Below are 17,130 nucleotides of genomic sequence, written 5' to 3'. Positions count from 1 at the left end.
CGTTATAATTTCTTTTCTATCGCTTCAATCAATAATTCGAGCCTTTCCTTCGACCCTATTCTGACACCGCTCGCAAGCGGATGACCGCCGCCGCCGAACTGTTCTGCGATATCATTAATCACTATTTCTTTTGAACGGAGCCGCACACGGAGCTTCCCGTCTTCTTCAAGTGCCATGAACCACACTTTAACTTCACTCAGTTCACGGAACATATTTACATTCAAACTTGCGACATTCGCAGAAATACCGTATGTTTTCAGCGCTTCTTCAGAGACATAAACATAAAGAAGTCCGGAAGGCCGCAGTACATAATTATCAATTAAGTATCCCTTGAACCTGAATTCTTCTTCTGCAGTCTGGTTCATCTCCTGCATTAATTTTGATGCATTAAAATCATATGCCTTCAGTTTTGATGCGGTATAATGCGTTAAACTCGATGTATTATCAAATAAAAACCGCCCTGTATCCCCGACAATGCCGAGATAGAGGTTTTTCGCAACATCATCACTCATCATTTCATCTTCGCCCCATAAAGTAATGAGCGCATAAATTAACTCCGAAGTCGATGAGACACCTGTCTCGACAATGTTAATACCGCCGAAAGGTTCTCTGTTCGGATGATGATCAATTTTAACCACTTTAGTGCTGTTTGAAATATCTCCGTCAATACGTTCCTCATTCGCAGTGTCTACTACAATGACAAGCGGCTGTTGTGCGGTCGAAGTGATGTTCATTTGATCAAACATACTTAAACTCGGCTCATCTTCACCCAGTGCATAGACTGTTTTTTCAGGAAACATATTTTCTATGGCATACTTCAACCCGATTTGTGCGCCTAGAGCATCCGGATCCGGACGGACATGCCGTAATATCACAATTTCATCGTTTTCTTTAATTAAATCCATAACTGCCTGGTAATTTTCATTTACCGTCTCAAATGTTTTTATATATTCTGTGAACAATGCACTTTCTCCTCTAACTGTTATTTACTTATTCTCTCTACTAAATTATACTACAATCTAGAATGGAGTGTAATGAATGGAGCTGCTGTACTTAATTATTGTATCATCGTTAGTATCATTTTTATTCTTGAGTCTTTTGATGTTTGTTATTTATAAAATGCGTCAAATCCGCTCTGTAAGGGATGTACAATCTGTCTATTTCACCAGTATTTCACGTATCTGGCTCGGCTTGTTTTTGGTTGCGATGGGTTTGAATTCCATCATCCAGTTTACAACAAGCGTTGCCATCATCGTGGGTGCTGTATTTATCCTTTTCGGTGCGTATAATGTCTACTATTTCAACAAAGCACGCAAGAAATTCAAGGCAAATCTCCCGATAGAAGAAAAAGCCTGGGAAGAATTTGAAGCAAGAAGGCAGAAAAGCAGATAACTGCGGAATGTTCAGTGCAAAAAGAAGTTAAACGAAAGTTTAGCTTCTTTTTTATTTCTTATAGTACTGTACAAGCATCGACACTTTCGAATAAACTACTTCATCGGATGCTGTCACGACCTCAAGGCGGATGAACTGATCACCGATATCAATGACCTGTCCTTCAAGGATGAGCTCCTGGTTTAATTGAATCAATTTTAAATTCATGACATTCATCGAATCAATGTGGTAGCTGTTAATATCGTAGTTTGAAAGTACCGCCTTCACTGCCCGTTCGATTAAATCCATATGACTGCCCTGCGTCATTGTCCCCAGTTCGTCCGTCATAAACGACATCACTGTAATATGAATTTTATTTTCTTCAATCATAATGTTTCTGCTTACAAGCTCATCTGTCGACACGTTCGCTTCAAGCTTCGGCGTCTCAACATTTTTAAAGACATCCCTCCTGTGCACAATACCCAGCAGGCGGGAATCCTCAACTACAGGCACAATGTTCAACTGCTGCCAGCTCATAATCTGGCGTATTCTCTGCAGCGTACTTATCGAAGATGCTTCAATATCCGGTATTAAAAATCCTTGATAATTTGACGCATCAATCATCTTTAAATCCGATGACTTGACTGCCCCAAGATACTTATCTTCATGTATTAAAAGCGTGACCTTGTCCATTGCTGTATACCTGTATCTGCTTTTTTCGATATCAAACGAATAATCATTCTGTTTAATCATTAAATCTTTCGCAGTCGTTAGTGAATTCGATAAAGACAGGCTGTACAGTTCTCGTTGAATCACTGAAGCGACACTGAATGTGTCATAACTGGTGGAGATGACAGGAAGCTTTGATGCCTCCGCCCTTTTTATTATCTCCTCAGATGCGCCGAACCCGCCGGTAATTAATATCCCTGCACCATTTTCAATTGCTGTATACTGCGCTTCCTCCCGGTTGCCGACAATTAAAATCGCACCGCTTTCAAGATAGGATTCTATTTCCTCTGCAGCCATTGCACCGATGACAAAGCGTGTAATTTCCCGTTCAAGAAACGATGTCCCCGTCAGTACCTGTCCCTGAATGACACGATTCACCTGATTAAAGGTTAAATGTCCGTCCAAATGGTCCTCATTCCGGATGACCCGTATGGTCCCGACCCGTTCAATGGTTTTTACAATCCCGTCTTTTTCTGCAGACTTAATAGCACGGTAGCTGGTACCCTCAGATACATTTAAATAACTTGAAATCTGCCGTACCGAAATTTTCGCCCCTTCCGGGAGTTTTTCTATATATTCCAATATTACATTATGTTTTGATTTTGCCATGTGATCACCTTGTCTTTATTATACAATAAAAATACTCCCCCTTGGTTTAGAGGAAGTATAATAGTTAAAATTTCACTGAGTCTCCGGCAGATAATATCTGGCATTCGCAGGACACTTTTGCTTTGAAGTCTTCAGGATTTGTTTCAATCGGCGGGAAAGTATTATAGTGAATCGGCACCACAATCTCCGGGGTGATAAAATGATTAACCGCATAAGCTGCATCATCAATTCCCATTGTGAAATGATCACCAATTGGGATAAAGAGCAGATCAATCGGGCCGTTCAGCCGGCTGATTAATTCCATATCACCGAAAATCCCTGTATCACCTGTATGGTAAACAGTCTTGTCACCGATTTTTAATATTAATCCCGTCGGCATACCCGTATACGTGTTTGAACCGTCTTCGTGTGTGAAACTTGACGAATGAAATGCGTGAACCCACTTCACGGAACCGAACTCACCTTCGTAAGTACCGCCGATGTTGGTCCCGACTGCTTTGACACCATGACCTTCCAAAAAGTCTGCAAGTTCTACAGGTGCAAGTACCTTGGCATCATTATTTTTAGCAATTTCAATGGTATCTCCCACATGGTCATTATGCCCGTGTGTCAAAATAATATAATCTGCCTTCACTTCATCTGCAGATAAATCCGATAAGCTGTTGCCGTTAATAAATGGATCAATAATTACTTTAGAACCGTTATGTTCAAACTGTACTACCGCATGCCCGTGAAAACTGATATTCATCCAACCACATCTCCCTTTAAAATAGTCATACTCAATCTTTCCCGTTTCAGGCTGGATTTAATCACTATTTATTGTCCGGATGGTAAATCGTTGTATGCGACCATGTTTTAAATGTGTTGAACTCTGCTTCAGTCATTCTGTCAGGATAGCTCATCAACACAAGCGGTATCGGTGTCTCTCCTTCATAGAGGGTCGGCTGCATGTAACCGAACGGCGTTAAATGGTAACCGTTTCTCTCATAAAACTTTACACGTCGCTGCTGAATATCATCTTCCGGCGGCTCAACCTCAAGAATCACCGGAACATCACTTAAATCATGATATTCCTTTAACAGCCTTGACCCTGTACCGCTTCCACGGTATTTTTGATTGACTGCAAGATGTTCTACAAAACGAAACGCTTCACTTGACCATTCGGCAAAGAAACCGACAATATCATCTCCGTCGGTTTCAACAAACACATTGTAACTGTCAAGATCGAGCAGACGCTTTTGAACATGCTTTAGACGCCGTTCACTTTTCGGAAAATTATCTTCCAAAAGTTGATGAAACACTTCAAATTCATTCTTTTCCATTTTTCTAAGCATTATTTTCTACCTCACTGTTTTTTATTCAATCAAACCCATGCTCAAATAACGTTCACCGGAATCCGGTGCAATAGCAAGAACCTTTTTACCTGGTCCGAGCTTTTTACCGACCATAATTGCTGCATGCACAGCTGCAGCTGCAGAAGGTCCGACAAATATTCCCTCTTCTTTCGCAAGCCGTCTGAACATGTTGACGGCATCATCGTCATCAATTTGAATAATTTCATCATACACAGATGTATTCAATATTTCCGGCACAAAGCCGGGACTTGTCCCGACAAGCTTATGCTTCCCGGGTGCTCCGCCGGATAGGACAGGGGACCCGCTCGGTTCAACAACCGCAATATGAATATCAGGCAGATGCGCTTTTAACACCTCACCCGTGCCGGTAATGGTTCCACCCGTCCCGGCTGTTGCAACAAAACCGTCCAAATGATCCATCTGCTCCAAAATTTCAAGTGCCGTCGTCGTCCGGTGGATATCCGGGTTCGCAGCATTTTCAAACTGCTGCGGAATAAACGCGTTCGGAATATCTTCTTTTAATTCGACTGCTTTTTTAATTGCGCCCGGCATCTTTTCATCAGCAGGTGTCAGTACAACTTCCGCACCGTATGCTTTCAGAATATTAATCCGTTCCACAGTCATATTATCAGGCAGCACAAAGATTGCCCGGTAGCCTTTTGCAGCTGCACTCATAGCAAGACCAATTCCCGTATTGCCGCTTGTCGGCTCTATAATGGTATCACCCGGCTTAATAATCCCGTCCTTTTCAGCCTGCTGAAGCATATTAAAAGCCGCCCGGTCCTTGACACTCCTGCTCGGATTGAAAAGCTCAAGCTTCACATAAACATCCGCACAATTCGTGGGAACCACTTGATTTAACTTTACTGCCGGCGTTCCGCCGATCAATTCTGTGATATTATCATATCTTTTCATCTTATCACCTGTCATTTCATGTTTAATTTATCATAAACATTCACCCGTGATTTTTTCAAACAATTCACTGTAAGTACTTATGATACAATGAAAATCGAGGTGAACACATGAAAATTTTAACACACTGCCATCACTTAAATATAGACGGTCCCGTCGTACTCAGCCAGAAAAACTTTAACGCACCGAATCCCGTGCTTTTAAAAATGATAAAAGCGCTCCATTCCGATGTTGAAAGCTATGTCACCGTCAATCATTTTGAAGAGAACAACCTATTCATGCGGAAAAATATCAATATTGAAACCATCAGACATTTCAAAGAGGCAGACGGCTTTATTATTGACCAGGTATTCACGGACAATTTTCATTCTCTTGATCATTTTTTTCTTCATGAACTGTCACAAGTGATTGGAGACAGGCATTTCATTATCGGCCCGTCTTTTAATAAAGTCCCGTCCTTCTTACAAAGCAGACTGCTGGATGAAGCTGTTGAATTTGATGTGTCCGCCGTCATGTTTGATATAAGAGAGACTGACATGTCGGATTTCAAATCTCTTCAACCGCTCGCCAAATTGAAAACACATGCAAAAAAACGAATTGAAATTATTCCAGTCGTAAAATCACCGGAACAAAAAGATGAACTGCTTCGAAATATACCGTTTGATATGATCTATATACATTCTGAACAGTAAAATGCGGCCTTCCGAAATGGAAGACCGCATTTTCTTATATCAATTCTCTAATATCTGTATACTCGAGTCCCTGATCCTTAGCGACTGCTTTATAAGTGACATGTCCGTCAAAAGTGTTGAAACCGCTGATTACCATCGGATTTCTCTTTGCCGCTTCCTTATATCCGTGGTTTGCGATTGAAAGACCGATATTCATCGTCGCATTGGTTAATGCAATCGTTGATGTACGCGGCACCGCACCCGGCATATTCGCAACAGCATAATGCACAACATCATGTTTCATATACGTCGGATTATCGTGTGTCGTAATTCTATCTGTTGTTTCAAAAATACCGCCCTGATCAATCGCGATATCCACAACGACTGATCCCGGATTCATTCCCTCGACCATTTCTTCAGTAACCAGTTTCGGTGCTTTCGCTCCCGGAATTAATACTGCACCAATTACTAAGTCGCTGTTCTTAACAAATTTCTCAATGTTTAACGGTGAAGACATCACTGTCTGCACACTGGAGCCGAAAAGATCATCGAGCTCACGTAAACGTTTCGGATTTAAGTCAAGAATCGTTACACTCGCACCGAGGCCGATTGCCATTTTCGCAGCATTTGTACCGGCCATGCCACCGCCGATAATCGTTACGTTTCCGCGTTCCACTCCCGGTACGCCGCTCAGCAGAATTCCTTTGCCGCCTTTATTTTTCTGAAGAAATTCACTGCCGATCTGTGTCGCCATACGCCCTGCCACTTCACTCATTGGTGCAAGAAGCGGTAGAGAACCGTCCACTGCCTGTATTGTTTCGTATGCAATGGCAGTTACTTTATTATCAAGCAAAGCCTGAGTCAGCTCAACTTCCGGTGCAAGATGTAAATATGTATACAAAATCATGCCCGGTTTAAAGAAATTAAATTCTTCTTTCAGAGGCTCTTTTACCTTTACCACCATATCCGCATCCCAGGCTGCTTCAGCACTGTCTACAATCTCTGCGCCTGCACCCTGATAGTCTATATCTTCAAAATAAGAACCGTCTCCGGCAGAAGTTTCCACCTTAACAGTATGGCCTGCTTCCACAAAAGCATGCACCCCCCCCGGCGTCAGCCCCACTCTGTTCTCATTATTTTTAATCTCTTTAGGTACACCGATAATCATTACAATTAAACCCCTTTCATTTTTTCAACTGATTGTAAAATGCCTTCCAAAAAGCCTGTTCATCTCCAACTGCGTCAATTGTAACACGCTTTCACAAAACCGTCATGATTAAGTTAATTTAAATTGATATTATTTTCCGAAAAAGGGTATAATATAACTGAATAAAGATGAAAGGGGTTTCTATAATATGGTTAACTACAAGAATATTCTCATTGCAGTCGATGGTTCACGCGAAGCAGAATGGGCATTCCACACAGCAGTCGGAGCAGCAAAACGGAACAACGCCAAGCTGACAATCATTAACGTGATTGACACACGTTCCTTTGCATCAGTAGAGGCTTATGACCGCTCTATTTCAGATCGTGCCAATGCATTTGCTAAAAAATTATTAGACGGTTACGAAGAAGTCGCTAGAGAAAAAGGTGTGACTGATGTAGATAAAATCATTGACTACGGTTCACCAAAAGCGATTATTCCGAAAAAAGCAGTCGAAAAAACCGGTGCAGACGTCATTGTCTGTGGTTCATCCGGCTTAAACGCAGTTGAGCGTTTCATTGTCGGCTCTGTTTCTGAAGCGATTGTAAGACATGCACCATGTGACGTACTCGTGGTTCGTACAGAAACAATCCCTGATGAATTTGAACCTGTAGTTGCAACTGATGAACTGCTGGCTGAAGCAAAAGAAGAAGAATAAGCAAAAAAAGCGGCACAAATTAATGTGCTGCTTTTTTAATGCGTCAATATATTTCAGATTTTTTCTTTAAAACAGCTATTTAGACTAACCGTCTACATCTGCAACTACTGTCTGCTGATAATCAATTAATATCACTGACCGGACACCCGGTCTGTCCTCTCCGCCTTTTGTCACGGGACTCACATAGTGGCTGACTGCTGAATCATAAACGCCGTACGATTCCAGCGGCTGATCGATTTCAAACACTTCCAGTAAATCCTCATCATCCACTTCCTCGGGCACTTTCCCGGCCGCTCCAGGCACTCCAATCGCATTGGTCCCGCCATTCACATTATCCCTCTCAATCAAATGTGCAAAAGTAAACGGCTCGCCGTCCTGATGCAGACAGTCCGGTGAAGATACTGCTTTGTCATCATCATTCTGAACAAACAATTTAACAAAATGAACCCCCACATGAATCGGCATAATTTTGTCTTCTGTGCTCCAGAACGTTTCATCATAATTGGCTTTGATGATTTTATTCAGCAGCTTATTATTTCTTATATTTTCTTCTATACTATGAAATTCCCTGTATGCACCCGGGTGCTCGGGATTGAACTTCCCTTGAAAATACGCAGAAAACTCATTATCTCCTTTTTGAATGGTCGGAAGCCAGTGAATTTCTTCAGTTCCCGGCAGAACAAGTGCCCTTGAATATCTTCTGTATCTGTTTAACCCCGGTGCATAATCATCTGCCGGAAGATCTGAAAAGTATTCCAGTATTTCATTATAGTCCGACTCTATACCTTCATAATTCAATTCTTTCATCAAATCGTATCTGGCATAACCTTTCTTAATCATACTCATTTAACATTATCTCCTTAGCTGTCATTTTAAGTGATTATCACGACAATACACTACTAAATATATTGGATAAACCCCTATGAAGTAAAGTGCTTTATATCCCAAGTGTCATTTCAATTGTAAGAAGCTTTCCTTAATGCTACAATACTTTTACTCAATTACTCTATGACATATGTGGAGGCACATTCATGAAAAAAACACTCTTAAACTCTTTCACCATTGCGCTGATTTTGTTCGTGATTTTTCGTATTTTATTATACTTTTTTGGATCGGTAGAGGATGGTAACTTCCTGATTTTAACCGTTATCCCTATTCTCTTTTTCTCCGCTGTCGTTATAATAGTTAAAACTGTATATCGATATTTAAAATCTTAGATTATACTGAAAATGGCAGCTTATCCTTGAGATAAACTGCCATGATTTATGATAATTCAAACTTCAAATATACTTTAACCCTCGTCACTGAATCCGATTCTTACAACATCTCTAACGACTTCCAGTTCCCCATTGGTCGGGATAATAATAATTTTAACCGGCGGATACGAATGGTTCAGGAATTTCTCCTGACCACTCTCCCAATCATCTACTAATATAAAACAACGCTAATATGAATGAATACACTTGTCAGAATTAAAAATATTAATCTAATTCTTTCAACATCTCTTCTTCAGCTAATTTTTCAGCAGTGTAAACAAAGTTGATTATTTTGTTTTTAGCATCAGTTTCTATATCATATTCCCAAGCAATTAAAGAAGTTTTGAAAACATCATCATTCTTAAATTCAATCATTCCTGATATTGAACCTTCCTTCAAATTGTATATTGCAAAAAGGCTGTCATTCTTTAAAACCTTAAAAGGGAATTCATTTATTTCTAATTTCCATCCATTAATTAAATCATATTGATTCATCTCAGCACCCCATGTTAGTTTTTTAATACCCTTTTATACTACCATGTAACTTATTAAAAAACTCCATAAAAAAATCACTCCTATCAAAAGTTGATAAAAGTGATTAATTAATTTTTTAGTGAATAATCCCTAACTCTTTCTAGTCATGATTATACAATCATTATTTTAAGAAAATGTCATTGTGACTTCCTCACAATAATTCCTTTAACCCTCGTCACTGAAACCGATTCTTACAACATCTCTAACGATTTCCAGTTCCTCATTTGTCGGGATAATAATAATTTTAACTGGTGAATACGGATGGTTCAGGAATTTTTCCTGGCCGCGTACATCATTCATGGATGGATCAAAGTATACACCCATAAACTCAAGACCTTCCAGTACTTTTGCACGGACGACATCTGAATTCTCACCGACTCCGGCTGTGAAGATAATAGCATCCAGTCCGCCCATTCTTGTTGCATATGAGCCCATATACTTGTGAATTCTGTTGCCGAACACGTTCAATGCAAGCTCTGCACGTTCGTTTCCTTTAACCGTTTCTTCTTCAATATCACGCAGGTCACTTGAAAAACCGCTGACGCCGAGAAGCCCGGATTCTTTATTCAGTACATTCAATACTTCCGTTGCAGTTTTACCTGTCTTTTCCATAATGAACGGCAGCAATGCTGGGTCAAGGTTACCTGAACGGGTTCCCATTGTCACACCTGCAAGCGGTGTGAATCCCATTGAAGTATCAATGGACTGTCCGTTTTTAACTGCTGCGATACTTGCGCCGTTACCAAGGTGACAGCTTATTAAGCGCAGTTCATCAAGTGGTCTCCCGAGAAGTTCACTCGCTCTCTGGGTAACATATTTATGGCTTGTTCCGTGGAAACCGTACTTACGGATTCCGTAATCTTTATAATACTTGTACGGCAGGCTGTACAGGTAAGAACTTTCAGGCATTGTCTGATGGAATGAAGTATCAAATACTGCCACATGTGGCACATCCGGAAGCAGTTCTCTGAACGCTCTGATTCCCATTAAGTTCGCTGGATTATGAAGCGGCGCAAGCTCACTCAGTTTATCAATCTCTTCTTCAACGGAATCATCTATAAGTACGGAATCATCAAATTTCTCACCGCCGTGAACCACACGGTGTCCGCTTCCGTCAATTTCGCTGATGTCTTTAATGACACCATATTCTACGAGTTTATCAAGCATTAAATTAACTGCTTCCTCGTGATCTTTAAAATCCTGATTTATAGTATGCTTTTCCCCATCAACTGTAATTGAAAATATCCCGTTATCCATACCAATTCTCTCTACAAGACCTTTAGCAACTTCTGTCTCCTCCGGCATTTCAAACAACTGGAATTTAAAGGATGAGCTCCCCGCGTTTATAGCGATTATTTTAGACATAATTTCCTCCTACTGATTCTTTCTAGCATAATCATCATACCATGATTCTATGTTGTCAAGGAAATGTTTAAATTGTGGTGCATTTTTAAAGTCAGGAACATCTCCTATCAGAACATCTGCCTGGTTTAACGGCTTAAAGTTTTTCTGGAGCACAATGATTGATTTACGCTGGTTTTCCGAACGGAAAATAGTGTTCGGCAGATTTAAAAACATGAGCAGCGTTGCATCTTTTGAAATGTACTCTTTAATGGTTTCGTTATTTTCTTCAAGGATGTTGGACGGGACTACAAATATTCCGATACCGTCATCCTCCACATAGGACATCGCCGCTTCAAGCATTAATAAGTGTGCAAAACTTCTGCCCTCTTTAAACGCCGTTGTAAAACCTTCCACCGGCAGCGGATAATAGCCGACCGGCAGATCCCCGACAGCAAAATCCGCATGAGGCAGTCTTGCAGGCTCAATAATATTCTGAGGATAAATATCCATCGGTACTTTCAAAAACTCACATAAGCTGACGTTCATTCTGGCAAGAAGCGGATCTACTTCCACACCATGAAGTTTTACGTTTTCAGCCTGTTCTTTTACAGTCATTGAAAGGTGTCCTGTGCCGCTTCCCGCTTCAATCATATCTACTTCTTCTCTATCTGCAGTAAAGGTTTTTACCAGGTGCGCAACCAAATATCCGATGGCATCAGGAGTCAGCTGATGATTCGGCTGCACAGGCTCTTCTTTCACCTGATAAAGGTATGCGAACTGAAACGCCTTCCGTAGTTCACTTAAATCACCTTCAACATGCACCTCTGCCAGTGCTTCCGATAAAGCTTCCAAACGGCTGAGATTCTCATTTTCCTTTAAAATATGATCTGTTTCTTCAATTAATCTCTGATAGATTTTTTCCAGATTACTTGTTTCCATACTATCCCTCATTACCATAAAATATGGACTGCCCTGTCCGGGTCAGTCCAAGTCCATAATGCATTATTATATTACAACGCCTTTAATGCTTCAACCGCTTTGTCATAATCAGGCTCATCTGTACCTTCTGGTACATATTCAACGTATGTGACCTTATCATTTTCATCAATCACAAATACACTGCGCGCCTGAAGTCTTAATTCTTCCATTACTGTACCGTAGTTTTCACCGAATGATAAATCTTTATGGTCACTCAATGTTACAGCATTATCAATGCCTTCGTCTGCACACCAGCGTTTCTGGGCGAACGGCAGGTCATTTGATATAGTCAGTACTACTGCATTATCAACACCGGCCGCATCTTCGTTGAATTTGCGGGTCTGTTTACTGCAGACACCTGTGTCCAATGACGGTACTACACTGACTAATTTTTTCTTGCCGCTGTAATCTTTAAGTGTCACTTCACCTAAACCGTTATCCAGAACTTTAAAGTCAGGTGCATTGTCTCCAACTTTTACTTCAGTTCCTCTTAACGTAATTGGATTTCCTTTGAATGTAACTTCAGCCATTATAAATCATCCTCCTGATTTGTTTTGTCCACATCTCTCATTATACTTGTTTTGATTTCATTTTTATAATGATAATAACTGTTCTTTACCACATAGGTATCCGCAAAGTAATCATGCAGTCCGATCCTGTTCTCTGTAAACAACACTGACAGTGCCGGAAGATACCATAATGTCTTATTAATGAACCTACCGATTAATTCCCGGAATATCACTTGAGTAAACGTTAATTTCTTCTCTTCTTTATCAATGACATGAATTCCTGTAATCATTTTGCCGAGAGTGGCTTTTAAGAAATATGTCATCAGTATAAAGTACAGAAAGTAAACAAGTCCGCTTGAAATGACCGTAAGATTCACAACAGGTGCGAATAAATACCATCCTTCAAGTCCAAACAGGCGGATTAAAGGATAAACTGCGATCTGGTTAATCCCCCATATTGCCAGAATATCAATCAAAAATGCGAGAAAACGCGAGAAAGATGATGCGGTTGCCATAAAGTCAAGTTTCTTCTCCAAAGGAAGACCTGCCGGTTGATATCTTTCACTCTGCTCCATTTACCGCACCTCCTAATCCTGATACAGGTACATCGGCTGCATACCCTGTCTGTTATTAATCAATGATTCCACACGCTGAATATCGCTTTGACCGGTCACTTCTCCGATGAAGTCTTTCACTTTATATGTGAATGAAATGTTCGCGAAACTGTCATCATAGCCGTATTCAATAATTTGAGGGTTGCCGCCGAGTTCTTCTTTAAGTGCCTCTGTCGCATCTTCAATATAACCAATCTGGTCCACCAGACCATTTTCAACAGCATCCTGTCCAAGATAGATACGACCGTCTGCGATATTACGCACTTCATCTTCACTCATGCCGCGGCCTTCTTCAACAACATCTACGAAATTCTGGAACATAGTATCAACCATGCCCTGCACATACTGTGTTTCTTCTTCTGTCGGTTCTCTCTGTCCGTTCAGCATTTCTTTCATATCACCGCTTGTGTATGTGTCAAACGTCACTCCGAAATCTTCTGCCAGCTGACTGTAATTCATGCTTTGCATAATTACACCGATGGAACCTGTCAGGGTTTCATTGGAGGCAAAAATCTGATCTGCAGGTGAAGAAACGTAGTAACCGCCGGAAGCTGCCATGCCGCCCATTGAGCTGTAGATGACTTTACCCGCTTCTTTTGCCTCCATTAAGTATTTATGAATCTCTTCACTTTCATAAACGCCGCCGCCCGGTGAATCAACATTTAATAAAATACCGGAAATCGTATCATCGTTAATAATTTCTTTTAATGCTTCAATCGTCAGGGTATGATTATAGCCTGCAGAATTGAAAACTGATGACTCTTCCCCTGTATCCATAATCGTACCTTCAATATTAATGATGGCAATACGATTATCTAAATCCCCGTCTTCTACTACAAACGATGACGGAAAAGCGCCGCCGCTAAATTCATTGAAGACCTCTTCCCAGTCACTTGCCCAGAACGAGGTCAGGAAAGAAAAGAATATACCGAAAATAAGTAACGCAGCAGCAATGACTGCCGCAACAATTCGTTTCATAGAATATCTCCTTTATATTTAATTAGATTTCTTTTTTATGATAACATAGAGATGCACGAGATAAATAGTAACAGGAGTGGACATAGTGAACCATCTTAAAAAAATATATTTCTTTGACCCGTTTGGAAAAGAAACCAAGAAGATACGTAAAGATTTAGAAGAAGTGTTTGCGCGCGTTGATATTGAAACTGTTAAAACAAGCGATGAAGCAGATATTATTGCCTCCATCGGCGGTGACGGTACTTTCCTTCAATCTGTGAGAAAAACAGGCTTTAAAGATGACTGTGTATATATCGGCATCGCAGTCAGAGACGGACAGTATCTATACTGCGACTTCAATATTAAAGATCACAAAGCCATTGAAGAAGCATTTACTTCAAGTGAAACAAAAGTAAGAAAATATCCGATTATCGAAGTGAAAATCAATGATAACCAGACGAATTACTGTCTGAATGAATTTACACTCCGTTCAAGTATTGTAAAAACAATTATGATGGATATTTATATCAATGACTTCTTGTTTGAACAATTCCATGGTGACGGTATTGTTGTCAGTGCACCGACAGGTTCCACCGGCTACAACAAATCACTCGGCGGTGCAGTCATTGACCCAATGCTTCCTGCAATGCAGCTGACTGAACTCGCGAGTGTGAATAACAATAAATTCCGTACACTCGGAACAAGTATTGTTTTTAGCAAAGAACGTTCTCTCACTTTAATGATTGATCAGGCACATGATCATTATCCGATTATGTCTCTTGATAATGAAGCAGTCGCAGTACAAAACACAGACAGAGTTGAAATAAAAGTCAGTGACCGTACGATACAAACATTAAGATTGCCGAATAATACATTCTGGCATAAAACACAAAGAAACTTCCTGTAATCAGGAAGTTTTTTTGTTTACTCAAATGATTATCTCAGCCACACTGATAATATACATAAGTCATAAGTCAAATTGAGAGGCAGGTTATTAAATGAATCACATTGAATCACTTTTCGAAAAATTGAATGCTGATAATGCACCGGGCCAGGAAAAAAGGCAGAACAAGAATGATATTGAAATTAAGGGAGAAAGCCTGGAAGGGATATTTGTAGATTTTTCCCACGGTGATGTTGATGCGCATCAGCCGCTACCGGAATCGATTGATTACTTTAATGAAGGATTTTCAGAGATCGGCAGCAGTCAAGCATACACAGAATATCGTGGATTAAGTGAGATTCTCACAGAAACTGCTGAAAAATTATCCGCTTTTACCGGTACTAATATTAATCCCGAAGAAGAATTGATTATTACACCCGGCACACAGGGGGCTTTATTTTTAGCTGTCGGTGCGACGGTCACACGGGGAGATAAAGTTGCTGTTGCTGAACCGGATTACTTTGCCAACAGGAAACTGGTTCATTTCTTTCAAGGAGAACTGTACCCGGTACATTTGGACTATTTGAATCACAATGAAAAAGCAGGACTGGATTTATCTGCATTGGAAGCGGCATTCAAGGATGGTGTTAGCACATTTCTTTTTTCCAATCCGAATAATCCTGCAGGCGTCATTTATTCATCAGAAGAAATCGACCGGATTATATCACTCTCCAATCAATATGATGTTACTTTAATCGTGGATCAGCTGTATTCGAGACAGCTTTTTGACCAGCGCAGTTACACTCATGCAATCAGTCATCCTGATGCGGACAGGGAAAAAATCATCACCATTACCGGACCTTCCAAAACAGAATCATTGAGCGGCTTCAGACTCGGTACTGCATTCGGTTCACCTGTCATTATTAACAGGATGGAACAGCTCCAGGCGATTGTATCTTTAAGGGCGTCCGGTTATAATCAGCGGGTCTTAAAATCATGGTTCAGTGAACCAGACGGCTGGATGGATGAACGGATATTAAAGCATCAGGAAATCCGTGATGATATTCTTACTTTATTCAGAGAAGCAGGTATTACGGTCAGGACCACGGAGGCAGGCAGTTATGTTTTCCCGAAATTTGACGTCCTTTCTGTAGACTGTATTACTTTCTCAAAAATTCTCAGGAAACAGGCCAATGTGGTCGTAACTCCTGGAACAGAATTCGGTCCAGAGTTCACCGACAGTATCCGTCTGAACTTTTCTCAGGATCATCAAAACGCAGTAGATGCAGTGAAGAGAATCATCACTGTTGCGGGGTACTATCAAAATGAACCATAAAATTATCCCTAACGGCAACTATAAACCAGCCAAAAAAGCCGGCATGTTTATCCAGACGGCTGGTATGACTCCGAAAGTGAACGGCAGACTGATATCCACAGGGAAAATCCCTGCCGTTTTCGCTGTAGATGAATACATTCCGATTGTAGAACTCGCAGTTAAAAATGCCGTCTCCTCGGCAAAAAAAGAACTCACCGAAAGTGAACGGATAAAAGGTGTATTTTCAATGACTGTCTATATAAATGCAGCTGAAGATTTCACTGAGCATTCCAAAATCGCAGATATTGCTTCTGACTATTTGCATAGTATATTCGGTGATTCTGGTGTCGGTACACGGGCCGCTGTCGGTTGTTCCTCTCTTCCAGGCGATGCACCTGTTGAAATACAAATCACATTTATCATATAACGGTTAAAGGACAGGGCATCCGCCCTGTCCTTTAGTTTATCCAACAATAAAATCATAAATATTTTTTAAGATGAGGACACTTGTGACAATGATAAACAATGCTTTAACATAGCCGACACCTTTCGAAATAGCCATCTGTGCACCGAACCATGAGCCGACAATCATACTCGCCCCCATCGCAAGTCCGTATGTATAATTCACTTCACCCATAATGATGAATAAAACCAGGGCACCTAAGTTGCTGCCGAAATTCAATACTTTCGCATTCCCTGCTGATTTCAAAAAATCAAACCCGACAAACAACATGAGAAACATTAAAAAAGAACCTGTTCCCCCACCCATAAAACCATCATAAAATGCGATGATGACAGAGAAAATGATTAAATATAATATCTTTTTTACCGTCAGAACATTATCTTTTTCAATCTGTCCCCAGTCCTTTTTTACCAAAGTATACACGAGGACAACAATCAGCATAATTAATACCAGCGGCTTTAACAGTTCCCCCGGCATATTAACCGCAAGGAGTGCACCAATCATGGATACCGCCACTGACACAGGAAATAAACGGATAACCACCTTCAAATCTACATGACGTCCTCTTAAAAAACGGATAGAGCTTGTCAGGGATCCGAAAGATGAGGCGAGTTTATTAGTCGCAAGTGCCTGAACTGGCGGCATGCCGGTAGACAACAGGGCAGGTATGGCAATCAGCCCGCCCCCGCCGGCGACTGAATCGATAAATGCTGCTAAAAATCCGAAAAATATAACGAGTAACAATATTGACCATTCAAATTCCAACGT

20 protein-coding genes are annotated in these 17,130 nt (G+C 40.7%); 6 read left to right on the top strand and 14 right to left on the bottom strand.

The annotated features are described in order from the left end of the window. Nucleotides 1-2 precede the first annotated feature (2 nt). Nucleotides 3-962 (bottom strand): DHH family phosphoesterase, encoded by a 960-nt coding sequence (locus ACFSX4_RS01340; RefSeq protein ID WP_377770784.1) that lies wholly within the window; start codon nt 960-962, stop codon nt 3-5. Between the two features lie 76 nt (nt 963-1,038). Between ACFSX4_RS01340 and ACFSX4_RS01335 the strand changes: the two genes are divergently transcribed. Continuing rightward, nucleotides 1,039-1,392 carry a YtpI family protein gene (locus tag ACFSX4_RS01335; protein ID WP_377770782.1) on the top strand — a complete coding sequence of 118 codons (354 nt, stop codon included), beginning with the start codon at nt 1,039-1,041 and terminating at the stop codon, nt 1,390-1,392. Nucleotides 1,393-1,443: 51 nt separating this feature from the next. Here ACFSX4_RS01335 and ACFSX4_RS01330 read toward each other — a convergent pair whose 3' ends face one another. The 4 genes from ACFSX4_RS01330 to cysK form a co-directional block, all read right to left on the bottom strand. After that, nucleotides 1,444-2,709 (bottom strand): DRTGG domain-containing protein, encoded by a 1,266-nt coding sequence (locus ACFSX4_RS01330; RefSeq protein WP_377770780.1) that lies wholly within the window; start codon nt 2,707-2,709, stop codon nt 1,444-1,446. A 64-nt stretch (nt 2,710-2,773) separates the two neighbouring features. Next, nucleotides 2,774-3,457 (bottom strand): metal-dependent hydrolase, encoded by a 684-nt coding sequence (locus ACFSX4_RS01325; RefSeq protein WP_377770778.1) that lies wholly within the window; start codon nt 3,455-3,457, stop codon nt 2,774-2,776. A 64-nt stretch (nt 3,458-3,521) separates the two neighbouring features. After that, nucleotides 3,522-4,043 (bottom strand): GNAT family N-acetyltransferase, encoded by a 522-nt coding sequence (locus ACFSX4_RS01320; RefSeq protein ID WP_377770776.1) that lies wholly within the window; start codon nt 4,041-4,043, stop codon nt 3,522-3,524. A 21-nt stretch (nt 4,044-4,064) separates the two neighbouring features. Continuing rightward, entirely contained in the window at nt 4,065-4,979 is a 915-nt protein-coding gene (cysK, locus tag ACFSX4_RS01315) for a cysteine synthase A (RefSeq protein WP_377770774.1), read from the bottom strand. Nucleotides 4,980-5,086: 107 nt separating this feature from the next. Between cysK and ACFSX4_RS01310 the strand changes: the two genes are divergently transcribed. Beyond that, nucleotides 5,087-5,668 (top strand): hypothetical protein, encoded by a 582-nt coding sequence (locus tag ACFSX4_RS01310; protein WP_377770772.1) that lies wholly within the window; start codon nt 5,087-5,089, stop codon nt 5,666-5,668. A gap of 34 nt (nt 5,669-5,702) precedes the next feature. On the opposite strand, the gene ald is transcribed toward ACFSX4_RS01310, so the two are convergent. Beyond that, nucleotides 5,703-6,815, bottom strand: a complete 1,113-nt coding sequence (ald, locus tag ACFSX4_RS01305) for an alanine dehydrogenase (RefSeq protein WP_377770770.1) — start codon at nt 6,813-6,815, stop codon at nt 5,703-5,705. Between the two features lie 187 nt (nt 6,816-7,002). Here ald and ACFSX4_RS01300 point away from each other — a divergent pair, with 187 nt between their 5' ends. After that, nucleotides 7,003-7,509, top strand: a complete 507-nt coding sequence (locus ACFSX4_RS01300; RefSeq protein ID WP_377770768.1) for a universal stress protein — start codon at nt 7,003-7,005, stop codon at nt 7,507-7,509. Between the two features lie 84 nt (nt 7,510-7,593). Here the strand turns inward: ACFSX4_RS01300 and ACFSX4_RS01295 are convergent, their stop codons facing one another. The 7 genes from ACFSX4_RS01295 to sppA all read right to left on the bottom strand — a co-directional run bounded on the left by ACFSX4_RS01295 (nt 7,594) and on the right by sppA (nt 13,722). Further along, nucleotides 7,594-8,355 (bottom strand): 2OG-Fe dioxygenase family protein, encoded by a 762-nt coding sequence (locus ACFSX4_RS01295; protein WP_377770766.1) that lies wholly within the window; start codon nt 8,353-8,355, stop codon nt 7,594-7,596. 635 nt (nt 8,356-8,990) lie between these two features. Further along, entirely contained in the window at nt 8,991-9,260 is a 270-nt protein-coding gene (locus ACFSX4_RS01290) for a hypothetical protein (protein WP_377770764.1), read from the bottom strand. 204 nt (nt 9,261-9,464) lie between these two features. Continuing rightward, the gene (locus ACFSX4_RS01285) at nt 9,465-10,664 is read right to left on the bottom strand and encodes an acetate kinase (protein ID WP_377770762.1); all 1,200 of its coding nucleotides are present in this window, start codon (nt 10,662-10,664) and stop codon (nt 9,465-9,467) included. A gap of 9 nt (nt 10,665-10,673) precedes the next feature. Beyond that, entirely contained in the window at nt 10,674-11,582 is a 909-nt protein-coding gene (locus ACFSX4_RS01280) for a class I SAM-dependent methyltransferase (RefSeq protein ID WP_377770760.1), read from the bottom strand. Nucleotides 11,583-11,653: 71 nt separating this feature from the next. Beyond that, nucleotides 11,654-12,151: a thiol peroxidase gene (tpx, locus tag ACFSX4_RS01275; protein WP_377770758.1), complete on the bottom strand. Its 498-nt coding sequence runs from the start codon at nt 12,149-12,151 to the stop codon at nt 11,654-11,656. After that, the gene (locus tag ACFSX4_RS01270) at nt 12,151-12,705 is read right to left on the bottom strand and encodes an RDD family protein (RefSeq protein WP_377770756.1); all 555 of its coding nucleotides are present in this window, start codon (nt 12,703-12,705) and stop codon (nt 12,151-12,153) included. Before ACFSX4_RS01270 ends, tpx begins: the two co-directional genes overlap by 1 nt. Nucleotides 12,706-12,717: 12 nt before the next feature. Next, nucleotides 12,718-13,722 carry a signal peptide peptidase SppA gene (gene sppA / locus ACFSX4_RS01265; protein ID WP_377770754.1) on the bottom strand — a complete coding sequence of 335 codons (1,005 nt, stop codon included), beginning with the start codon at nt 13,720-13,722 and terminating at the stop codon, nt 12,718-12,720. 85 nt (nt 13,723-13,807) lie between these two features. On the opposite strand from sppA, the gene ACFSX4_RS01260 reads away from it, so the two are divergent. The 3 genes from ACFSX4_RS01260 to ACFSX4_RS01250 all read left to right on the top strand — a co-directional run bounded on the left by ACFSX4_RS01260 (nt 13,808) and on the right by ACFSX4_RS01250 (nt 16,326). Further along, nucleotides 13,808-14,608 carry an NAD kinase gene (locus tag ACFSX4_RS01260; RefSeq protein WP_377770752.1) on the top strand — a complete coding sequence of 267 codons (801 nt, stop codon included), beginning with the start codon at nt 13,808-13,810 and terminating at the stop codon, nt 14,606-14,608. Nucleotides 14,609-14,699: 91 nt separating this feature from the next. Next, the gene (locus tag ACFSX4_RS01255) at nt 14,700-15,920 is read left to right on the top strand and encodes a pyridoxal phosphate-dependent aminotransferase (protein WP_377770750.1); all 1,221 of its coding nucleotides are present in this window, start codon (nt 14,700-14,702) and stop codon (nt 15,918-15,920) included. After that, nucleotides 15,910-16,326 carry a RidA family protein gene (locus tag ACFSX4_RS01250; protein WP_377770748.1) on the top strand — a complete coding sequence of 139 codons (417 nt, stop codon included), beginning with the start codon at nt 15,910-15,912 and terminating at the stop codon, nt 16,324-16,326. The genes ACFSX4_RS01255 and ACFSX4_RS01250 overlap by 11 nt, the downstream gene beginning before the upstream one ends. Nucleotides 16,327-16,362: 36 nt before the next feature. On the opposite strand, the gene ACFSX4_RS01245 is transcribed toward ACFSX4_RS01250, so the two are convergent. After that, complete coding sequence (locus ACFSX4_RS01245; RefSeq protein WP_377770746.1) at nt 16,363-17,127, bottom strand: TSUP family transporter; 765 nt, start codon at nt 17,125-17,127, stop codon at nt 16,363-16,365. Nucleotides 17,128-17,130: the final 3 nt, after the last annotated feature.

This window comes from Corticicoccus populi (assembly GCF_042686195.1).
Lineage (GTDB): Bacteria > Bacillota > Bacilli > Staphylococcales > Salinicoccaceae > Corticicoccus > Corticicoccus populi.
This window is presented reverse-complemented; position numbering and strand designations above follow the sequence as displayed.